The sequence below is a fragment of the Agrococcus jenensis genome, assembly GCF_003752465.1.
Classification (GTDB): domain Bacteria; phylum Actinomycetota; class Actinomycetes; order Actinomycetales; family Microbacteriaceae; genus Agrococcus; species Agrococcus jenensis.
The window spans coordinates 1,039,747-1,060,335 of the sequence record NZ_RKHJ01000001.1; the positions used below are offsets into that span (position 1 = coordinate 1,039,747).

The following is a 20,589-nucleotide window of genomic DNA, read 5'->3' on the forward strand; positions in this document are numbered from 1 at the left end:
CAGGAGGTCGTCGTGACGAACCCGCCCAGCGCCTACGGCGCCCAGCACCCGAGCGGCGTCGACGACGTCACGCAGCGACGGCAGCCAGCGCAGCAGGCTCCGGCACCGGCATCCCGCCAGCGCCGCATCCTGGGGATCCAGCCGGTGCTCTTCGTGGGCATCTGCCTGCTGGCCGTGGTCACGATCATCACGGTGGTGCTCATCTTCGTCGGCGACTTCGAGAGCCAGGCGTCCCGGGTCGTCTGGACGGTCGTCGTCTTCCTCGCCTTCACCGGGCTGCTCGCGCTCGACCTCGTGCTCGCCCGGCGCTCCGCGACGCCGCTCGTGATCGGCGTCGCGGCCAACGTCTACCTGCTCGCCGTGCTGATGATCGCCATCTGGATGGACGGCCCCCGCGAGGCCGAGCGCGAGCCGTGGGAGGACGACTTCCTCTTCGCCGAGCTGCTCGGCATCGTGCTGCTGACCATCCTGGTCGTGCGCGCGGCCGCGGCCGGCGCGTGGGGGCTCATCTCGCTCGGCAACCGCAGCCGCGCCGCGATGGCGCGCGTCATCGGCCTCATCGCGGCCGCGCTGCTCGGGCTCGTCGGGGTGCTGCTCACGCTGCACTTCGCGCTCGACGCCCTCGGCCTCGACGTGGGCGAGTGGTACTGGCGCGCCACGGTCGCCGCGATCGTCGTGACCGCGCTCGCGGCATCGATCACCGTGCTCCTCTACTGGAACCGCCGCAACATCGACTGGCAGGAGGCGGAGGCGCGCGGCGAGCACGTGCGTCCCGCGGCCGTCGCGGCGCCCGGGCAGCAGCCGTGGCCGCAGCAGACGGCGTGGCCGGGCCAGCAGCCCATGCAGCAGCAGCCCGTGCAGCAGCAGATGCCGCTCCACCCGGTGCAGCAGCAGATGCCACCGCAGCAGCAGCCGCCGACCGGGCTGCTCCCGTGGCCGACCTACGCCGACGGCACCCCGCTGCCGATGGGGCCCGACGGGCAGCCCGCCTTCCCGCCGTCCCACTGATCGCGGCGCCGCAGCGACCGCTGCAGATGAGGATTGCCGCGCAGCAGCCGGATGCCGTACGATAGGTCGTTGGTGCGGCTTCGGCCGCGCAGCGCACGTGCCTCCCACCCCGCAAGGACCAGGGTTCAGCGTGCGCAGGCAAGTGATCTTGGGTGGGCTCCGGCCCACGGTAACCACATGGAGGCACCAATGGCAGCCGTATGCCAGGTGACCGGAGCCGTTCCCGGCTTCGGACACAACATCTCGCACTCGCACCGGCGCACGAAGCGACGCTTCGACCCGAACGTGCAGCGCAAGACGTACTTCGTCCCGTCGCTCAAGCGCAACGTGACGCTCAACGTCTCGGCCAAGGGCATGAAGGTCATCGATGCCCGTGGCATCGAGGCCGTCGTCCGTGACATGCAGGCTCGGGGGGTGAAGCTCTGATGGCGAAGAAGTCCCAGGACGTCCGTCCGATCATCAAGCTCCGCTCGACGGCCGGCACCGGCTACACCTACGTGACGAAGAAGAACCGTCGCAACAACCCCGACCGACTTGTGCTGAAGAAGTACGACCCCATCGTGCGTCAGCACGTCGAGTTCCGAGAGGAGCGATAAATGGCCAAGAAGAGCATGATCGCCAAGAACGAGCAGCGGAAGATCATCGTCGCCCGCTACGCCGACAAGCGCGCTGCCCTCAAGAAGGCGCTCGTCGACCCCAAGAGCACCGACGAGGAGCGCGAGGCCGCTCGTCTCGGGCTGCAGAAGCTGCCCCGCAACGCCTCGCCGGTCCGCGTGCGCAAGCGCGACGCGATCGACGGCCGCCCCCGCGGCCACGTCGGTGCGTTCGGCATCTCTCGTGTGCGCTTCCGCGACATGGCGCACCGTGGCGAGCTGCCCGGCGTGACCAAGTCGAGCTGGTAACCACCCGCTTCGCACGAAGGGCCCCGACCTCGCGGTCGGGGCCCCTCGTCGTCCGATGCCCGCATCGTGCTCGGATCGTGATCGCAGCCCGGGCGGACGCATGCAAGAGTCGGCGGCATGGACTTCCTCATGTACCTCATGACCGGCAACCCGCGCACGCTCATCCTGGCCATCCCGAGCCTGCTGACGCTCATCGCCGTGATCGCGGTCGTGGTCATCGGGCTGCGGGCGCTGCTGCGCATCGACCGCTCCCTGCAGGAGCTCGTCGCGCGCGGTCGCGATGCCCGGCCGGCGCCGTCCGCCGCGCCCGCCCCGCCGGCGGCGTAGCCGCTACACGCGCCGGATCGTCGCGTCGGCGGGCGTCACGAGCAGCCAGCGCCAGCCGTACGGGTCGAGCTCGAGCTCGAGCATCCCGTCGACCGTGATCGTCGACCCGTCGAAGCGGTCGACGAGCGTCACCGGGCCGTCGGCCGACAGCTCGAGCCGCACGGCCGAGCGCTCGTCGCCGAGGCTGTGCAGCGCGAGCATCGTCCAGTCGTCGCCGCGGCACACGTGCGCGAGCACCGACCGCTGCCGCACGCCGATGACCTCGAGGTCGGCCCACGCGAGCTCCGGCGTGTCGCGGTACAGGTCGGTCAGCTGCTGGATGTGCCGCCAGAGCGACGTCGGATCGCGCTGCTGGTCGGCGACGTTCACCCGCTGCGGGCCGAGCTCGCCCTCGGGCATCGGCCGGGTCCAGCGCCGCTGCGGCGCCGTCGAGAACCCGCCGCTCGCATCCGGTTCCCACTGCATCGGCGTGCGCACCGCGTAGCGGCCGGGCACCTCGAGCGCCTCGCCCATGCCGATCTCCTCGCCGTAGAAGAGCACCGGGCATCCCGGCAGCGAGAACATCAGCGTGTAGACGAGCCGCACCGCGCGCTCGTCGCCGAGCATCGTGGGCAGCCGACGCCGGATGCCGCGCCCGTACAGCCGCATGCCCTCGTCCGGCGCGAAGGCGGTGAACACCTCCTCGAGCTCCTCCGGCGCGAGCTTGTCGAGCGTGAGCTCGTCGTGGTTGCGCACGAAGTTCGCCCACTGGCTCGCCGGTGGCAGCTCCGGCCGGTCGCGCAGGGCCTTGGCGAGCGGCCGCGCGTCCTTGCGTGCGAGCGAGAGGAAGAGCTGCTGCATCGACACGAAGTCGAACTGCAGGTGCAGGCCCGAGGCCTCGCCCTCCGCCTCGAACCACTGCAGCTGCTGCTCGTGCGGGAGGTTGACCTCGCCGAGCAGCATCGCCTCACCGTTGCGGCGCGAGACGAAGCGCTGGATCCCGCGCAGGTGGTCGGCGCCCTGGTAGTCGGGCGCGGCGCCGGTCGTCTCGGTGCCGTGCGCGGGCGCGCTGCTGAACAGGAACGGCACCGCGTCGACCCGGAAGCCCGAGACGCCCAGCTCGAGCCAGAGCCCGAGGTTCCGCTCGATCTGCACCTGCACGGGCGGGTGCGCGATGTTGAGGTCGGGCTGGTGCGCGCGGAAGTGGTGCAGGTACCACTGGCCCGTGCGCTCGTCCTCCGTCCAGGTCGAGTCCTCCTCGCCGGGGAAGACGGGCGCGTCCTGCTTCGCCGGCGGCGCATCCCGCCACACGTACCAGTCGCGATGCGGTGAGTCGCGCGAGGAGCGCGAGGACCGGAACCACGGGTGCTGGTCCGAGGTGTGGTTCATGACGAAGTCGATGATCACGCGCATGCCCTGCGCGCGGGCGACGCGGATGACCTCGACGAGGTCGCCGAGCGTGCCGAGCCGGGGATCGACCGCGAAGAAGTCGGTGATGTCGTAGCCGTCGTCCCGGTCGGCGGTCGGGAAGAACGGCATGAGCCACAGGCACGTGACGCCGAGGTCGGCGAGCGTATGGATGCGCGAGACGAGTCCCTGCAGGTCGCCGATCCCGTCGCCGTCGGAGTCCTGGAACACCTCGACGTCGAGGCAGTAGAAGACGGCGTTCCGCCACCAGCTGTCGGCGGCCTCGATCGGGCGCGGGCTCACGCGCCGACCCGCAGCGCGGGGAGGACCCGCTCGCCGAACGCGTCGATCCACGGTGCCTGCTCCTCGCCGACGTGGTGCAGGTACAGCGCATCGATGCCCGTGGCGAGCAGCCCGGCGATGTGGGTCGTGTGCCGCGACAGGTCGCTCGAGACGTGCACGGCCGCCCGGATGTCCGCTTCGCTCGCGCCGGCGCTGCGCCGGTCGAACTCCTCGGGGAAGGCGATGTCCCAGGCCTCCGGGGGGCGGATGACGCCGTTGGACCACTCCTCGCGGGCGATCCGCAGCGCCTCCTGCTCATCGCTCGCCCAGGAGAGGTGCAGCTGGCCGGCGACCGGGCCGCGCCCCCCGGCGTCGCGATATGCCTCGACGATCCGTCGGAGCGACTCGGCGTCGCCGGCCACGGTGATGAGGCCGTCGGCCCAGGCGGCGTGGGCGGCGGCCGACTCCGGGGTGGTGGCGGCGGCGAGCAGCGGCGGCGGCTCCTCCGGCAGCGACCAGACGCGGGCGCGATGCACGGTGATCTCGCCCTCGTGCGTCACCTCCTCGCCGGCGTGCAGGCGGCGGATGACGTCGACGCACTCGACGAGCCGTCGCTCCCGCACGGCCTTCTCCGGCCAGGGGTCGCCCGTCACGTGCTCGTTCATCGCCTCGCCGGAGCCCAGAGCGGCCCAGAAGCGCCCGGGGAACATCTCGGCGAGCGTCGCGAGCGCCTGCGCGTGCACGACCGGGTGGTACCGCTGCCCCGGCGCCGTCACGACGCCGAACCGCAGCGAGGTGGTGGCGAGCGCCGCGGCGAGCCACGACAGGGCGAAGCCGCTGTGCGCCTGCCGCACGCTCCAGGGGGCGAGGTGGTCGGAGCACATCGCCGCGTCGAAGCCCGCCGCCTCGGCGTGCTGGACCGCGGCGAGGAGCCTGCTGGGGGGCAGCTGCTCGTGGGACGCGTGGAATCCGAGGACGGTCATCGCTCCAGCGAACCGGGTGCACGTCGGCTGGTCAATGCCCGCGCGTCCAGCGTCGACTGCTAGACGACCGCCGAGCGGTCGAGGTGCTCGCGGCTGGAGCGCTCGCCCGCGTGCAGCGCGCGCCAGGCGCTGCCGAGGCGAACCATGGCCTCGGTGGTGAGCGCCGGCTCCCACGTGATGGGGATGCGGGCGAAGCGGTCGAGCACGCCGGAGGCCGAGAACCGCGGCCCGGGCGGCAGGAGCAGCCCTCGATCGCGCGCGGCGAGCGAGAGCGCGGTCGACCACGGGCCGCCCAGGTCGACCCAGGCGGCGAGGCCGCCCGGCATCGGCGGCATCGCCACGCCCGGGAGGTGCTCGGCGAGGCCGGCCGCGACCGCGGCACGGCCGGCGCGCAGCCGGTCGCGCGTGCTCGTGAGCAGCGCATCGATCTCGTCGAAGAGCTCCATCGCGATGCACTGCTCGAGCAGCGGGGTGCCGAGGTCGATCGACGGCCGCGCGCCGAGCAGCGCGGCCACCTGCTCGCGGCCCGCGCGGATCCAGCCGATGCGCAGCCCGCCCCACGCGATCTTCGACATCGAGCCGAGCAGGATCGCCGGCCCGTGCGCGGCGAAGGGCCGCGGGGTCCAGCCGCGGTCGATGTCGAGCTCGGCGCACGTCTCGTCGACGATGAGCAGCGTGCCGGTCGCGCGCGCGACCGCGGCGAGCCTCGCCCGCTCGAGCTCGGGCATCGTCGCCCCGGTCGGGTTGTGGAAGTCGGCGACCAGGTAGGCGAGCGCCGGCCGCTGCGACCGCAGCGTCTCGACGAGGTGGTTCGCATCCCATCCGCCGCTGCCGTCCGGGCCCGCATCCGGCGTCACGGGCGTCGGGAGCAGCCGGTGCCCCGTGCGGCGGAGCGCGTCGATCGCGTGCGGGAAGCTCGGCTGCTCCACCACCGCGCTGCGACCTCGCTCGCCGAATGCCGCCAGCACGATCGAGAGCGCGTGCATCGCGCCGCTCGTGACGACGATCTGGTCGGGGTCGGTCGGCAGGCCGCGCGCGGTGTAGCGATCCGCGATGCGCGCCCGCAGCTCCGGCAGGCCGTCGATCGAGTACCCGGGGGTGCCGAGCAGTCCCGCGAGCCGGTCGAGCGCCCGCACCGTCGCCGCGTGCAGCCCCGGCGCGGAGCCGATCGACGCGATCGTGAGGTCGATCACGTCGTGGTCCGCCGCGGCCGGACGCTGCAGGCGCTGCGCCGGCAGCGATGCCCGGGTGCCCGAGCCGTGCGTGCGCACGACGTAGCCGCCCGACTCGAGGAGCTCGTAGGCCCGCGCGATCGTGGCGCGGGAGCGGCCGAGCTCGGCGGCGAGCGCCCGCTCGCTGGGCAGCCGCTCGCCGACCGTCATGCGGCCGTCGAGCAGCAGCATGCGGATGCGGTCGGCGAGCGACTGCGCGACCGCGGTCGTCGCGCGCCACTCGCCGAGCTGGGTGCCGAGCCTGGATGCCATGTGCTCATCCTGCCGCCTCAGTGGACTGGAGAGCACGAGCCACTTGCGGGGGAGTGGCCCGCGACGGCGGCATGGCCCATGGAGTGGAATGGATGCTGTGACGACCGGTCCCCACCAGCAGCAGCACCCACGAGCGCACGAGCGATCCGCCGGGCACCCGATCCGACGGCTGCTGCTGCCCATCGATGCGCTGGGCCCGCGCGACACGACCGCGCGGGTCGTCCAGCTGCTCGTCGGCCTGTTCCTCTACGGCATCGCGCTCGCGCTGCTGATCCGCGCCGACCTCGGCGTCGGTCCGTGGGACGTCTTCTCGCTCGGCCTCGCCGTGCACCTGCCCATGAGCTACGGCATGGCCACGATCGCCGTGTCGGCGCTCGTGCTGCTCATCTGGATCCCGCTGCGCCAGCGGCCGGGCATCGGCACGCTCCTCAACGCGGTGCTCGTGGGCCCTTCGGCCGACGTGGGGCTGCTGCTGATCCCCGAGGTGCAGGGGCTGTGGGCCCAGGTGCCGCTGCTCGTCGGCGGCATGGTGCTGCTCGCCTTCGCGACCGGGCTCTACATCGCGCCGCAGCTGGGTCCCGGGCCGCGCGACGGCCTCATGACCGGCATCGTGCGGATCACGGGCTGGCGCGTCTGGATCGTCCGCACCCTCATCGAGGGCACCGTGCTGCTGCTCGGCTGGCTGCTCGGCGGCCCGGTCGGGGTCGGCACCGTGATCTTCGCCTTCGGGATCGGCCCGCTGATCGGCATCTTCCTGCCGCTCTTCGCGCGGCGCCGTGCGGCGACGGTCGCGCGGCTCACGAGCCGCCGAGGAGTCGATCCGGGTCGCTGATCCGTTCGCGATCCGCGGAAAACCGCGGAAACTGCGGCGTGTCGCCCGGGTTCTCCGGTGCCCGCCAGGGGTTCAGGGCTACGTTCGGGGTTGGTCGGAGCCCCCTCGGGCGCCGACGGATGCCCGCCCCCAGGCGGGACGGACATGCCACCATCAGGAGGACACCATGGCTGAGACCATCAACAAGACCACCCTCGCTTCGAAGATCGCAGCGACGACCGACCTCTCGCAGGCCAAGGTCACCGCAGTGCTGGACGCCCTGTTCGACGAGGTCTCGACGGCCGTCGCCGCTGGCGACAAGGTCTCGATCCCGGGCTTCTTCAGCGCCGAGCGCACCGAGACCGCTGCCCGCACGGGCCGCAACCCGCAGACGGGCGCCGAGATCAAGATCGCCGCTGGCCACCGCGTCAAGCTGACCGCCGGCTCCAAGCTCAAGGCTGCCGTCAAGTAGCTCGCACCACCACAGCAGCAGGAGGGGCTCCGCCGTGAGGCGGGGCCCCTCCTGTCGTCCGGGGGCCGACGTCGCTCATAGGGGCGACGACTACCCTGGGCGGGTGCAGCGCATCCGTCTCCTCGCGCCGGCGCTCGCGATCCTCGCGGGCCTGGCCGCGGCGTGGGCGGCGCTCGAGCTCGGCGGCGGCGCTGCGGCCCCGAGCCTGCAGGACCCCGGCCCAGCCGTGCGCTACGGCGTGCCGATGGCCACGATGCTGCGGAACGTCGCGATCGCGGCCGCGTTCGGCGGCGCCGTGCTCGCCTGCTTCGCGCTCCGGCCGCGCAGCCGGGACTGGCACCGCACGCTCGACCTCGCGGGCGCTGCCGCCGGCATCGCGACCGTCGCGCACGGCTTCGTCGGCTTCGGGTCGTTCCGGCAGGTGGTGACGAACCCCGTCACCGCGACGAACGACTTCGGCCAGCTGCTGCAGTTCTTCTTCGTCGAGGTCGAGACCGGCCGGCTGCTGCTCGGCACGCTGCTCGCGCTCGCGCTGCTGACCGTGCTGCTGCTCGTCGCGCGCGGACCCGTCGCGGTCGCGTTCACCGTGGTGCTCTGGGCCGTGCCGTTCTGGCTCATCGCCTCCGGCGGGCACGCGGGCGGCACCGCGAACCACACGATCGCCGTGTCCTCGCTGCTGCTGCACCTCATCTTCGTCTCGATCTGGCTGGGTGGCCTGCTGCACGTCGGCCTGCTCGCCCGCCGCGACCCGCAGCCCGGCGGATCCGACGTCGTCGCCGACGCCGCCTACGGCGACGTGCTGCTGCGCTACTCCTCGCTGGCCCTCGTGAGCTTCCTCGTCGTCGCGTTCTCGGGCATCGTCTCGGCCTGGGTGCGCATGGAGGGCGACTGGTTCAGCCCCTACGGCCTCCTGTCGCTCACGAAGGCGGCGCTGCTGCTCGTGCTCGGCGGCTTCGGCGCGTGGCAGCGGATGCGCGTGCTGCGGCCCGCGACGGCGGTGCCGCAGCGGGTGTCGGGTCGCGCGGTCGCGCTGCTGCTCGCGCTGGAGCTCGCGGTCATGGGCGTCACCGCAGGCGTCGCCGCCGGCCTCGCGCGCACGCCGACGCCGGTCGCCGAGGTGCCGCCCGGTGCCGAGGCGACGCCCGCCGAGATCCTCACCGGGCGACCGCTGCCGGCGACCTTCGAGCCGGCGCGGCTCGCCGACCAGTGGTCGATCGACCCGCTCTGGTCGGTCATCTGCGCGATGCTGGCGTTCTTCTACCTCGCGGGCGTCGCCCGTCTCGCGCGTCGCGGCGACCGCTGGCCGCTCCAGCGCACGGTCGCGTGGGTCGCCGGCGTCGCGCTGCTGTGGTGGTGCACGAACGGCGCGCTGAACCTCTACCAGGAGTTCCAGTTCTCGCTCCACATGCTCGTGCACATGCTGCTCGGCATGGCCGTGCCGGTGCTGCTCGTGCCGGGCGCGCCGATCACGCTCGCGATGCGGGCGATCCAGAAGCGCCGCGACGGCTCGCGCGGCGGTCGCGAGTGGCTCATGGCCATCGTGCACTCGAAGTACATGGAGGTGCTCAGCTCACCGCTCGTCGCGGCCGGGCTGTTCGTCGCGAGCCTGTGGCTCTTCTACTACACGCCGCTCTTCTCCTGGTCGATGCACGAGCACCTCGGGCACGTCTGGATGGTCGTGCACTTCGTCGGCTCGGGCTACCTGTTCGTGCAGGCGATCATCGGCATCGACCCCGGCCCTGCCAGGCCGCCCTACGCGCTGCGCCTCGTGCTGCTGCTCGGCGCGATGGTCTTCCACGCGTTCTTCGGCCTCACGCTCATGACCGGTGAGGCGCTGCTGCTCGCCGACTGGTTCGGCGCGATGGGCAACGGCGTCGACGCGCTCGCGGACCAGCGGGTCGGCGGCGGCATCGCGTGGTCCATCGGCGAGATCCCGACGGTGATCCTCGCGATCACGACCGTCGTGCTCTGGGCGCGCAGCGACCGGCGCGAACAGGTGCGCACCGACCGCGCCGCGTCGCGCGACGGCGACGCGGACCTCAACGCCTACAACGACATGCTCGAGCGGATGGGGAAGCGATGACCGAGGGACGTCACGAGGCGGGCGGGCCGGCCGACCGCCCCGAGCAGCACCTGCCGGAGGAGCTCGCCGCCTACGCCGAGGGTCGCGCGCTGCGGCTGCGCATCGTGCGGCACGCCGAGACCGAGCACAACATCAACCACCTCATGCAGGGCTGGTCGGACTCGCCGATCACCGAGCGCGGCCGCGACCAGATCGCCGCCGTCGCCGACCGGCTCTCGAGCGAGCGCTTCGACCTCGCCTTCTCCTCCGACCTGCAGCGCACGCGCACGACCGCCGAGGGCATCCTCGCCCGGCTCGACCCGCAGCCGTCCATCACCTACGACGAGGTGCTGCGCGAGTGGCACTTCGGCAGCCACGAGGAGCGCCCCGCGGCCGACGTGTGGCGCGAGGTCATCGTCGAGCACGGGTTCGAGGTCGATCGAGAGCTGAGCGCGCTCCGCTCGATCGGTGAGCAGGTCGGTTGGCGCGGCCTGTTCGACACGATCGCGCAGCTCGACGCGAGCGGGCAGGCCGAGCAGGCCGCCGAGACCGTGGTGCGCGCCGACGTGGCGCTCGAGCGCATCGTGCGCGCGGCATCCGCCGTGCCCGGGGACGACGAGGTGCAGGTGCTCGTCGTCTCGCACGGCGGCTTCATCACCTCGATGCTGCGCCAGCTCGTGCCCGAGCTGACGCCCGACATGATCCTGCCGAACTGCTCGGTCACGACCATCTCGCTGCCCGCGCGCACGCTCGTCTGGCGGCTCGACGGGCTCGGCGAGACGGCCGACGCGTCGATCGCGCGGTAGCGCGCCCGCGTGCGAGGCTGACGGCATGACGATCCCCGAGCGGTACCGCTACCTGACGGACCAGCCGCTGTTCGCCCACCTCGCGACCGTGCGGCCCGACGGCACGGTGCAGTCGAACCCGATGTGGTTCCAGGTCGTGGGCGACGAGGTGCGCTTCACGCACACGAGCAAGCGCCAGAAGCTCAAGAACCTGCAGGCGAACCCGACGATGAGCCTGTCGATCGTCGACCCGCAGGACCCGCTGCTCTACGTCGAGATCCGCGGCCACCTCGCGGGCGTCATCGACGACCCGACGGGCGCGTTCTACGTCGAGCTGCAGAACCGCTACGGCAACCCGTCGACGCAGGCGCCGCCGGACTCGCCCGACCGCATCATCCTGCGGATGGCGATCGACAACGTCACCGGCCGGGTCTGACGCGGCCGACGCCGCGCGGCGGCTCGGTCAGCGCCGCGAGGGCAGGTGCACCTCGAGCTCGTAGCGCTCGCGCGGGTCGGTCTCGTCGACGTGCTCGCCCGAGAGGCCGAGCCTGCGGTAGAACGCGGCCGCGACGTCGAGCGACTGCCACTCGAGCACGCGCACGCGGGTGTCGAGCTCCGCCCACGACCGGACCGCCTCGAAGAGCGCCGTGCCCGCGCCGTGCCCGCGGGCGTCCGGCGACACCCACAGGTCGTGCATCCGGGCGATCGACCAGTCGCGGTGCGGCGCCGGCCCGTAGTCCTGGGCGGCGGCGTAGCCGATCACCCGCCCGTCGAGCTCGGCCACGACGATGTGATGGGCGTGGTTCTCGACGAGCGATCCGAGGCGCTCGCGGTAGCGGTCGACCTTCTCGTCGGGCTCGTCGGCCGCGCGATGGGCGGCGAAGAGCGGCAGCAGCACGTCGGCGTCCGCAGTCGTCGCCGGCCGGATGCGGAGGCCGCCGTCGCCTGTGCCACCGTCACCCGTGTCGCCGTCGCCCATGCGGTCAGCGTAGCGGCGGGGGTCTGCGCGCCGCCTCAGGCGGCGGCAGCGGCGTGCGCGGCGCACGCGGGCTCGCACGTCTCGCACGTCGTCACCTGCTTGCGGCACGACCACACGGCGCAGTTGCCCATGCCGCTCGTGGCGGTGCCGCAGCGCACACAGGTGCCGAGGATCGCCGCGCCGGAGCCGAAGTCCATCGTCTGCCGCTGGTCGAAGACGTAGAGGGAGCCCTCCCAGAGACCGGCGTTGCCGAACGTCTCGCCGTAGCGCACGATGCCGCCGTCGAGCTGGTACACCTCGCTGAAGCCGCGCTTCGTCATGAGCGACGACAGCACCTCGCAGCGCACGCCGCCGGTGCAGTACGTCACGACGGGCTTGTCCTTCAGGTGGTCGTAGGCGCCGGAGTCGAGCAGGTCGACGAAGTCGCGGGTCGTCTCGACGTCGGGCACGATCGCGCCCCGGAAGCGCCCGATGTCGGCCTCGAAGCGGTTGCGCCCGTCGAAGAGGACCACGTCGTCGCGCTCCTCGACGAGCCGGTGCAGGTCCGCAGGCTGCAGGTGCGTGCCGCCGCCGACCACGCCGCCCGCGTCCACCTCGAGCTCGTCGGGCGCTCCGAACGTCACGATCTCGTCGCGCACCTTCACGGTGAGCCGTGGGAAGTCGTCACCGGTGCCGGTCGACCACTTGATGTCCATGCCTCGGAACCCCGAATACTCGCGGGTGGCCCGCGCGTAGCGCTTGCATGCCTCCATGTCGCCGCCGACGGTGCCGTTGATGCCGTGCGGGGAGATGAGGATGCGGCCGGTGAGGCCGAGCGACGTCGCGAGCGCGTGCTGCCACAGCCGCACCGCCTCCGGGTCGGCGATGGGCGTGAAGCGGTAGTAGAGCAGCACCTTGTGCATCGGACGATCCTCCCAGCCCCGCGCCCCGATCGCCGACACCGGCCCTCCCGCACGATGCAAGCCCTCGCCCCGGATGTCGGCACTGCCGGGCGGCGAGGGCTGCACAGCCGCGCGGATCCGCGACCGGGCTTGCGTTGTGCGAGAGGTCCAAAGGTGCGCGGGCGCGGCTCGACGGTCGGGCAGGATGGCTCCTCGTGAACATGTGGTTGCAGTGGCTGATGGCCATGACCGTCAAGAGCAAGGGCAAGCCGGAGCTCGCGATCGACGACGTGGCGAAGACCTCGTTCCGGGTGCTGCCGACCGACATCGACCTGCTCGGCCACATGAACAACGGCCGGTACCCGTCGTACATGGACCTCGCGCGCGTCGACATGACGGCACGCACCGGGATGGCGGACGCGATCGCGAAGGCCGGCATCTACGCCGTCGTGGGGCAGTCGTCCATGGTCTACCGACGCAGCCTCGACCTGTGGCAGCGCTTCGACATCGAGACGGCGGTGCTCGGGGGCGACGAGCGCGCCATCTACCTGCAGCAGCGCTTCGTCGTCGACGGGGAGCTGCACGCTCGCGGCGTCGTGCAGGCGCGCTTCATCGAGAAGGGCGTCGGCACGGCGAAGATCGCCCGCGTCGTCGAGGTGCTCGAGGCGGCGGGCATCGAGGTGCAGCTGCCGGAGCTCGACGAGCGCGTCGCCGAGTGGGCTCGGCTCAACGCGCTGCCGCCGAGCCGCGCGACCCACCGCTCCGACTGGGCGGGCCGCACGCCGCGCTGAGCGCGCCCAGCGCATCGGCGACCGGCGGCTACGGGCGGAGCAGCTCCAGCGCCGCGTGCGCCGCGTTGTGGCCGCCGATGCCCGAGACGGCCCCGCCGCGACGAGCGCCCGAACCGGCCATGAGGATGCGGGGATGCCGCGTCTCGACGCCCCACGCCTCCGCGATCGACGTCGCTTCCTGCTCGAGCCACGGCCACGAGAGCGGTCCGTGGAAGATGTTGCCGCCGGGCATCGCGAGCGCATCCTCGACGTCGAGCGTCGTCCTCGTCTCGATCGCCGGCCCGCCGGCGCCCTCGAGCAGCAGCGGCCGGATCGGCTCGGCGAGCACCGAGTCGAGCGACGCGACGACGGCGCGCTCGAGCTCGTCGCGCATCCCGTCGTTCGTCTCCCGCGTCAGCAGGCGATCGGGCACGTGCAGGCCGAAGGCGGTGAGGGTGTGGGCCCCGGATGCGCGCAGGTCGTCTCCCAGGATCGACGGGTCCGTGAGCGAGTGGCAGTAGATCTCGCACGGCAGCGGATCCGGGATGCGGCCGGCGGCCGCCTCGGCGTAGGCCCGGCCGAGCTGCCCGTAGCCCTCGTTGATGTGGAAGGTACCGCCGAACGCCGCCTCGGGCGCGACGCCGTCGCGGAGCCGGGGGAGCCGCGACAGCAGCATGTTGACCTTGACCTGCGCGCCCTCGGGGCGCGGCGCGGCGTCGGCCTCGTCGCCGAGCAGCTGTCCGAGCACGTGCGGCGCGACGGCAGAGAGCACGAGGTCGAACTGCGCCGTGAGCTCGGTGCCGGTCGGCAGCCCCTCGGAGTCGTTCGCGAGGCCGCCGATGTGCTCGCTCCAGGTGACGTCGCCGTCCGGCGTCACGCGCGTCACGGTGACGCCCGTGAGCACGGTCGCCCCGGCCTGCCGCGCGGCGACCTCGAGCTCGCCGGAGACCTGCCCCATGCCGCCGATCGGCACGTCCCAGTCGCCGGTGCCGCCGCCGATCACGTGGTACAGCAGGCAGCGGTTCTGCTCGAGCCCGGGGTCGTCGAGCGCGGCGAAGGTGCCGATGAGCGCGTCCGTCGCGATCACGCCGCGCACGAGGTCGTGGCCGACGGCGCGCTCGATGGCGTCGGCGATCGGCGCGTCGACGACCTCCGACCACGCGGATGCGGCGCCGGCCGCCTCGCGCGCCGCCGCCCGGGTGGGGAGCGGGTCGGTCATCGTGGGGAAGAGGGCACCCGCGAGGCGGGTCGTGCGGCCGTAGAACGCCGCGAAGCGATCCGCGTCGTCCGCAGCGCCGATCGCGGCGAACGAGGCGTGCGTCGCCTCCCAGTCGCCCGCGTCGATGAGCAGGCCGCGATCGGTGCCGGGCTCCGGCGTGTAGGAGGAGTAGCGGCGCCGCGCGAGCCGCACGTCGAGCCCCAGGTCGCGGATGATCCGCTCGGGCAGCAGGCTCACGAGGTAGGAGTAGCGCGACAGCCGCGCGTCCAGCCCGTCGAACGCCTGCGCCGAGACGGCCGCGCCGCCGACGTGCGGCAGCCGCTCGAGCACGGTCACCTCGACCCCCGCGCGGGCGAGGTAGGCGGCTGCGGTGAGCCCGTTGTGGCCTCCACCGATGATGGCGACGCGCGGCATGGTGCCTCCTCGTAGGTCGGCGGATGCACCGCGCCGCGGGCGCGCGCAGGTGCGGCGTCCGTCGGCCTCGAGAGTCCGCACGCATACGATATGCGGCATGAGTGAGCAGCGCAGGGACGACTTCGACGCGCTGATCGCCGACGCGATCGCCCATGCCGACGCCGACCACCGCACCGACGGTCCGGCGCTCGAGCCGGAGGAGCACGTCGAGGTCGTCGACGAGCAGCGCGCGGACGATCCATTCGTGGCGCTGCGGCCCGGCGACTCCCTGCCGGCCTTCGAGGTCGACGACGCGACGTTCGCGGCCGCGACGGATCCCCTCGCCGCCGCGGAGCTGTCCCCGTCCGCCCACGTCGGCGAGGCGCTGCCGGCCGGCGGATGGTCGCTGTCGCGCGAGGGCGCCGACGTGCCGACCCAGCAGATGGACGCCGTCGAGCTGGCGGCGGAGCTGCGCGCGGTCGCCGCGCCGAGCGAGGCGCGGCCGACCGACGCGCCGACGTCGGACGCCCGGGATGCCGCCGCTCGCGCCCGGCACGCCGTCTCGCCCATGCTCCCCGTGCTGCCGCCCTCGGATCAGCCGCGCATCGGCGGCCTCGCCGCGAGGGTCGCCGCGCGCGCGGCCGCGGAGCGTGCCGGGCGCGAGCTCGAGCCGGAGCTCGACATGCAGCCCGAGCCGACGGCGCCGCCGGCGCCGGAGCCCGGGATCGCGCTGGAGCCCGGAGCCCGGCCGGAGCCGCAGCCGGTGCAGGAGCCGCAGCCGGAGCCGCAGCCGGTGCACGAGCAGGAGCCGCAGCCGGAGCCGGAGCCCGAACCGCAGCCGGAGCCCGAACCGGAGCCGGAGCCGGAGCCTCAGCCGGAACCGGAGCCCGAACCCGAGCCCGAACCGGAGCCCGAGCCGGAGCCGGAGCCCGAGCCCGAGCCCGAGCCGGAGCCCGAGCCCGAGCCGGAGCCCGAGCCCGAGCCGGAGCCCGAGCCCGAGCCCGAGCCGGAGCCCGAGCCCGAGCCCGAGCCCGAGCCGGAGCCCGAGCCGGAGCCCGAGCCCGAACCGGAGCCCGAGCCGGAGCCGGCGCCGGAGCCGGAGCCGGAGCGTGCGATCCCCATGCCCTCGCCGCAGGCGGCACCCGTCGCGCCCCCGCCCGTCCCGAATCCGCTCGCCGCGGCGCCCGCCTCGGCCCCGGAGCCCGTCGCGCTGACCGAGCCGGAGTCCGCGGACCCCTTCGCGCTCGCGGCGGTCGAACGCGTGCGCGGCTGGGCGGCGCGACCCAGCACCTCGAAGCCCGACAAGGCGGCCGAGCGCCTCGCCGGCCTGCTGAAGGACCCGGCCGGCCTCGACTTCGCCATCGGCTTCGTCGACAAGGTCGTGCGGCCCGAGGATCCGCGGGTGAGCGCCCGCAACTTCGAGGCCCTCAGCCGCGACATCCCCGGCTTCCTCGACTGGTACCTCAAGCTCGGGGTCACCGTCGGCGGCGGGTTCGGCATCGTCACGCCCCGCCTGATCATCCCGATCGTGAAGCGCGCGATGCGCGACATGGTCTCGCACCTCGTGATCGACGCCTCGCCGAACCGGCTCGCGCGGCCGCTCAGCAAGCTGCGCGCGGACGGCACGCGCCTCAACATCAACCTGCTCGGCGAGGCCGTGCTGGGCGACGAGGAGGCGGTGAGCCGCCTCGAGGGCACGATGGCGCTGCTGCAGCGCGACGACGTCGACTACGTCTCGGTGAAGGTGTCGGCGATGGCGCCGCAGCTCCAGGCGTGGGCGTTCGACGAGACCGTCGACGAGGTGGTCGAGCGGCTGCTGCCGCTCTACCGCCTCGCCGCGGAGTCGAGCCCGCAGAAGTTCATCAACCTCGACATGGAGGAGTACCGCGACCTCGACCTGACGATCGCGGTCTTCGAGCGCCTCCTCACCCGGCCTGAGCTCGCGAGCCTCGACGCCGGCATCGTGCTGCAGGCGTACCTGCCGGATGCCCTCGCTGCCTACCGCCGCCTCGCCGCCTTCGCGAAGCAGCGCCGCGCCGACGGGGGCGCGGGCATCAAGGTGCGGCTCGTGAAAGGCGCGAACCTCGCGATGGAGCGCGTCGACGCGGCGCTGCACGGATGGCCGCTCGCCGTCGCGCCGTCGAAGGCGTCGACGGACGCGAACTTCAAGCGCGTGCTGCGCGAGGCGCTGCTGCCCGAGAACGCCTTCGCCGTGCGGCTCGGCGTCGCGAGCCACAACCTCTTCGACCTCGCGTACGCGGCCGAGATCGCCCGCCACCACGGCACGCATCAGCGCATCGACGCCGAGATGCTGCTGGGCATGGCCGCCGAGCACCGAGAGGCCGTGCGCGAGGTCTTCCCGCGGATCGTGCTCTACACGCCCGTCGTGCGACCCGACCAGTTCGACGCGGCCGTCGCCTACCTGATCCGCCGGCTCGAGGAGAACGCCTCGGGCGAGAACTTCATGTCGAGCATGTTCGACCTCGCCGACCCCGCCGTGCTGCAGCGCGAGCGCGACCGCTTCCTCGCCTCGATCGCGCTGCTCGAGCGCGAGGACGCCGCGGGGGAGCCGCGTCCGAACCGCACGCAGGACCGGCTGGGCGACCTCGCCGTGTCGGTGACGCATCCGCTCGGGTTCGAGAACGAGCCCGACACCGACCCGTCGCTCGCGTCGAACCGCGCGTGGGGACGGCAGGTGGTGGCACGCGCCGCGGAGTCGCAGCTCGGCATCCGCACGCTGGGCATGAACCGCATCGAGGACTGGCCCACGCTCGAGCGTCGCATCGACCGGGCAGCGCAGTCGGCGGGGGACTGGGCGGCACTGGGTGCCGAGCGCCGGGCCGCAGTGCTGCGCGACGCGGCCGAGGCGCTCGGCGTCTACCGCGGGCGGCTCGTCGAGGTGATGATCGCCGAGACGGGCAAGACGATCGGCGAGGCCGATCCCGAGGTGTCGGAGGCCATCGACTTCGCGCGCTACTACGCCGAGCAGGCGATCCTGCTCGAGCAGGTGGAGGACGCGCGGCCTCGGCCCGTGGCGCTCACCGTCGTCACCCCGCCGTGGAACTTCCCGGTGGCCATCGCCTGCGGCGGCGTGACCGCGGCGCTCGCGACCGGGTCCGCAGTGATCCTCAAGCCCGCGCCGCAGGCCCGCCGCTCGGCGGCCGTGCTGGCCGAGGCGCTCTGGGAGGCGGGCGTGCCGCGCGACGTGCTCGTGCTGTGCGACATGGACGAGGGCGAGCTGTCGCAGCGGCTCGTCGCCCACCCGGCCGTCGGCAGGCTCATCCTCACCGGCTCGTCCGACACGGCGGCGCGCTTCACCTCGTGGCGCAGCGACCTCCCGCTGCTCGCCGAGACGAGCGGCAAGAACGCCATCATCGTGACGCCCTCGGCCGACCTCGAGCTCGCGGCGGCCGACATCGTGCGCAGCGCCTTCCTGCACGCCGGCCAGAAGTGCTCGGCGGCGTCCGTCGCCATCCTCGTCGGCACGGCGGGCGACAGCGAGCGCTTCCGCCGGCAGCTCATCGACGCGGCGCGCACGCTGCGGGTCGGCTCGCCGCTCGACCCGCGCACCCACGTGGGGCCGCTCATCGAGCCCGCGCAGGGCGACCTGCTGCGCGCGCTGACGACGCTCGAGGACGGCGAGGAGTGGCTGCTCGAGCCGCGGCAGCTGGATGCGTCGGGGAGGCTCTGGTCGCCCGGCATCCGCGACGCCGTGCTGCCGGGCACGATGTCGCACGTGACCGAGTTCTTCGGCCCGCACCTGTCGCTCATCGAGGTCGACACGCTCGACGAGGCGATCGAGGCGCAGAACGCCACCCCGTTCGGGCTGACGGCCGGCATCCACTCGCTCGACCCCGACGAGGTGGCGCACTGGCTCGACGAGGTGCAGGCGGGCAACCTGTACGTCAACCGCGGCATCACCGGCGCGATCGTGCGCCGGCAGCCGTTCGGGGGCTGGAAGCTCTCGCAGGTCGGCCCCGGCGCGAAGGCGGGCGGACCGAACTACCTGGCGACGCTCGTCGACTGGGAGCCGGTGCACGCCGAGCCGAGGAAGTCCGTGCGCCTGCACGGCCTGCACAAGCGCGTGGCGGGGGTCATCGAGGCGGCGACCCCGCAGCTCGACTTCATCGAGTTCGACCGCGTGCGCGCGGGCGCGAACAGCGACGAGCGCTGGTGGGAGGAGGAGTTCGGGGTGTCGAAGGACGTCTCCGCGCTCGGCGTCGAGCGCAACGTGCTCCGCTACCGGCCGGCCGAGCTGCTCATCCGCGTGGCGGACGACGGCGCGATGGTCGATCTCGTGCGGCTGCTCGCCGCGGCGGCGCGCACCCGGGCGGTCGTGCGCATCTCGTCGGCGCTCGAGGTCCCGAGCGGCGTCGTGAAGCTCTCGCGCCTGCCGATCCCGCACCTGCGGATCGAGGAGATCGTCGAGGAGTCCGACGCGGCCTTCCACGAGCGCATCCGCTCCGGCGGGGCGCTCGAGCCGGTGCACACCGAGGACGCGCTCGGGCTGACCCGCGTGTCGGAGCCGGTGCGGCGCATCCGCGTCGTGGGGTCCGACCCACAGCTGCGCGAGGTGCTCGCGGGGAACGTGCGCGTCGCGGTCTACGACGGGCCGGTGACGACCGAGGGCCGCATCGAGCTGCTGCCGTTCCTGCGTGAGCAGGCGGTGTCGATCACGGCGCACCGCTTCGGCAACCCCGACGAGCAGATGCTGGCGCTGAAGGTCTAGCCCTTCCGGCTGTCGAGCGGCACCTCGCCGACCGGCGAGGGCCGTCCCTCCGGCCGCGAGTGCTTGACTTGCTCCATGCGGTACGGATACAAGGCCAGCGCCGAGCAGTTCTCCCCGGCTGAGCTGCTCGAGCTCGTGCAGCTCGCGGAGCAGGTCGGGCTCGAGAGCGCGTTCATCTCCGACCACCTCCAGCCGTGGCGGCACGACGGCGGGCACGCCCCCAACGCGGTCGCGTGGCTCGGCATGGCGCTCGAGCGCACCGAGCGCATCGTGCTCGGCACCTCGGTGCTCACGCCGACCCTCCGCTACCACCCGGCGGTCGTCGCCCAGCAGTTCGCGACCCTCGGCCAGGTGCACCCGGGCCGCCTGATCCTCGGCGTCGGCACGGGGGAGTCGCTCAACGAGCAGGCGATCGGCGTCGACTTCCCCGAGCTCAAGGAGCGGTTCGCCCGGCTGCGCGAGTCGGTGCGGCTCATGCGCCGGCTCTGGACCGAGGAGCGGGTCGACTTCGAGGGCGACTACTACGCGACGAGCGGTGCGACGATCTACGACCGGCCCGACGCCCCCATCCCCATCTACGTCGCCGGCGGCGGGCCCGCCACCACCCGGTACGCGGCGCGCTTCGCCGACGGCCACATCTGCACGTCGGGCAAGGGCGACGAGTACTACCGCGACACGATCGTCGCGAACCTCGAGGAGGGCCTCGAGAAGGAGGGCCGCGACACCGCCGACGTCGACCGGATGATCGAGATCAAGGTCTCCTACGACCGCGACCCCGACGCGGCGCTGCACAACACCCGCTTCTGGGCGGCGCTCTCGCTCACGCAGGAGCAGAAGCACAGCGTGCACGACCCGCTCGAGATGCAGCGGCTCGCCGACGAGCTGCCGATCGAGCAGGTGGCGAAGCGCTGGATCGTCGGCTCGGATGCGGCCGACGTGGCGGCCCGGATCGCCCACTACGCCGAGCTCGGCTTCACCCACCTCGTGTTCCACGGCCCCGGCGACGACCAGCGCCGCTTCCTCGAGCACTTCTCCGAGGACGTGCTCCCGCTCCTCCCGCGCTGACCTCCGCTCGACCCGCCCGCGCTGACCGGACCTGCTGCGGCAGGTCGGGTC

Annotated in this window: 19 protein-coding genes; 13 read left to right on the top strand and 6 right to left on the bottom strand. The window is 73.1% G+C overall.

Going from position 1 to position 20,589, the window contains the following annotated elements; translation table 11 throughout:
- The first annotated feature begins 12 nt into the window (after positions 1 to 12).
- From EDD26_RS05150 to EDD26_RS05170, 5 genes are all read left to right on the top strand, one after another.
- A complete protein-coding gene (locus EDD26_RS05150; RefSeq protein WP_123696727.1) occupies positions 13 to 1,008 on the top strand; it encodes a hypothetical protein in 996 nt (331 codons plus the stop codon).
- 189 nt (positions 1,009 to 1,197) lie between these two features.
- A complete protein-coding gene (rpmB, locus tag EDD26_RS05155) occupies positions 1,198 to 1,434 on the top strand; it encodes a 50S ribosomal protein L28 (protein ID WP_123696728.1) in 237 nt (78 codons plus the stop codon).
- Positions 1,434 to 1,604, top strand: coding sequence for a 50S ribosomal protein L33 (gene rpmG, locus EDD26_RS05160; protein ID WP_123696729.1), 171 nt, complete (start codon positions 1,434 to 1,436; stop codon positions 1,602 to 1,604). The genes rpmB and rpmG overlap by 1 nt, the downstream gene beginning before the upstream one ends.
- Positions 1,605 to 1,910, top strand: a complete 306-nt coding sequence (gene rpsN / locus EDD26_RS05165) for a 30S ribosomal protein S14 (RefSeq protein ID WP_123696730.1) — start codon at positions 1,605 to 1,607, stop codon at positions 1,908 to 1,910.
- Positions 1,911 to 2,027: 117 nt separating this feature from the next.
- Positions 2,028 to 2,237 carry a hypothetical protein gene (locus tag EDD26_RS05170; protein ID WP_123696731.1) on the top strand — a complete coding sequence of 70 codons (210 nt, stop codon included), beginning with the start codon at positions 2,028 to 2,030 and terminating at the stop codon, positions 2,235 to 2,237.
- Between the two features lie 3 nt (positions 2,238 to 2,240).
- Here the strand turns inward: EDD26_RS05170 and EDD26_RS05175 are convergent, their stop codons facing one another.
- From EDD26_RS05175 to yczR, 3 genes are read right to left on the bottom strand one after another with little or no spacing between them, the layout of a single operon-like run.
- On the bottom strand, positions 2,241 to 3,926 hold the full coding sequence (locus EDD26_RS05175) for an alpha-amylase family protein (protein WP_123696732.1): 1,686 nt from the start codon (positions 3,924 to 3,926) through the stop codon (positions 2,241 to 2,243).
- A complete protein-coding gene (locus EDD26_RS05180) occupies positions 3,923 to 4,888 on the bottom strand; it encodes a TIGR03885 family FMN-dependent LLM class oxidoreductase (protein WP_123696733.1) in 966 nt (321 codons plus the stop codon). The genes EDD26_RS05175 and EDD26_RS05180 overlap by 4 nt, the downstream gene beginning before the upstream one ends.
- Positions 4,889 to 4,947: 59 nt before the next feature.
- A complete protein-coding gene (gene yczR / locus EDD26_RS05185) occupies positions 4,948 to 6,372 on the bottom strand; it encodes a MocR-like transcription factor YczR (RefSeq protein WP_123696734.1) in 1,425 nt (474 codons plus the stop codon).
- A 97-nt stretch (positions 6,373 to 6,469) separates the two neighbouring features.
- Here yczR and yczE point away from each other — a divergent pair, with 97 nt between their 5' ends.
- The 5 genes from yczE to EDD26_RS05210 all read left to right on the top strand — a co-directional run bounded on the left by yczE (position 6,470) and on the right by EDD26_RS05210 (position 10,938).
- A complete protein-coding gene (yczE, locus tag EDD26_RS05190; RefSeq protein ID WP_245989763.1) occupies positions 6,470 to 7,204 on the top strand; it encodes a membrane protein YczE in 735 nt (244 codons plus the stop codon).
- A 166-nt stretch (positions 7,205 to 7,370) separates the two neighbouring features.
- Entirely contained in the window at positions 7,371 to 7,655 is a 285-nt protein-coding gene (locus tag EDD26_RS05195; RefSeq protein ID WP_123696735.1) for an HU family DNA-binding protein, read from the top strand.
- Between the two features lie 103 nt (positions 7,656 to 7,758).
- Entirely contained in the window at positions 7,759 to 9,738 is a 1,980-nt protein-coding gene (locus EDD26_RS05200) for a bifunctional copper resistance protein CopD/cytochrome c oxidase assembly protein (RefSeq protein ID WP_245989765.1), read from the top strand.
- Positions 9,735 to 10,523 (top strand): histidine phosphatase family protein, encoded by a 789-nt coding sequence (locus EDD26_RS05205; RefSeq protein WP_123696736.1) that lies wholly within the window; start codon positions 9,735 to 9,737, stop codon positions 10,521 to 10,523. Before EDD26_RS05200 ends, EDD26_RS05205 begins: the two co-directional genes overlap by 4 nt.
- Positions 10,524 to 10,548: 25 nt before the next feature.
- Positions 10,549 to 10,938 carry a PPOX class F420-dependent oxidoreductase gene (locus EDD26_RS05210; protein ID WP_123696737.1) on the top strand — a complete coding sequence of 130 codons (390 nt, stop codon included), beginning with the start codon at positions 10,549 to 10,551 and terminating at the stop codon, positions 10,936 to 10,938.
- Between the two features lie 27 nt (positions 10,939 to 10,965).
- On the opposite strand, the gene EDD26_RS05215 is transcribed toward EDD26_RS05210, so the two are convergent.
- On the bottom strand, positions 10,966 to 11,481 hold the full coding sequence (locus tag EDD26_RS05215) for a GNAT family N-acetyltransferase (protein WP_123696738.1): 516 nt from the start codon (positions 11,479 to 11,481) through the stop codon (positions 10,966 to 10,968).
- A gap of 35 nt (positions 11,482 to 11,516) precedes the next feature.
- Positions 11,517 to 12,383, bottom strand: coding sequence for an oxygen-dependent tRNA uridine(34) hydroxylase TrhO (gene trhO / locus EDD26_RS05220; RefSeq protein ID WP_123696739.1), 867 nt, complete (start codon positions 12,381 to 12,383; stop codon positions 11,517 to 11,519).
- A 224-nt stretch (positions 12,384 to 12,607) separates the two neighbouring features.
- Between trhO and EDD26_RS05225 the strand changes: the two genes are divergently transcribed.
- Complete coding sequence (locus EDD26_RS05225; RefSeq protein ID WP_170165536.1) at positions 12,608 to 13,153, top strand: thioesterase family protein; 546 nt, start codon at positions 12,608 to 12,610, stop codon at positions 13,151 to 13,153.
- Positions 13,154 to 13,181: 28 nt separating this feature from the next.
- On the opposite strand, the gene EDD26_RS05230 is transcribed toward EDD26_RS05225, so the two are convergent.
- Positions 13,182 to 14,765 (bottom strand): phytoene desaturase family protein, encoded by a 1,584-nt coding sequence (locus tag EDD26_RS05230; protein WP_123696741.1) that lies wholly within the window; start codon positions 14,763 to 14,765, stop codon positions 13,182 to 13,184.
- Positions 14,766 to 15,864: 1,099 nt separating this feature from the next.
- Here EDD26_RS05230 and EDD26_RS05240 point away from each other — a divergent pair.
- Both EDD26_RS05240 and fgd read left to right on the top strand, forming a co-directional pair.
- Positions 15,865 to 19,473 carry a proline dehydrogenase family protein gene (locus EDD26_RS05240; RefSeq protein ID WP_123698457.1) on the top strand — a complete coding sequence of 1,203 codons (3,609 nt, stop codon included), beginning with the start codon at positions 15,865 to 15,867 and terminating at the stop codon, positions 19,471 to 19,473.
- 75 nt (positions 19,474 to 19,548) lie between these two features.
- Positions 19,549 to 20,538 (top strand): glucose-6-phosphate dehydrogenase (coenzyme-F420), encoded by a 990-nt coding sequence (gene fgd / locus EDD26_RS05245; protein ID WP_123696742.1) that lies wholly within the window; start codon positions 19,549 to 19,551, stop codon positions 20,536 to 20,538.
- Positions 20,539 to 20,589 lie beyond the last annotated feature (51 nt).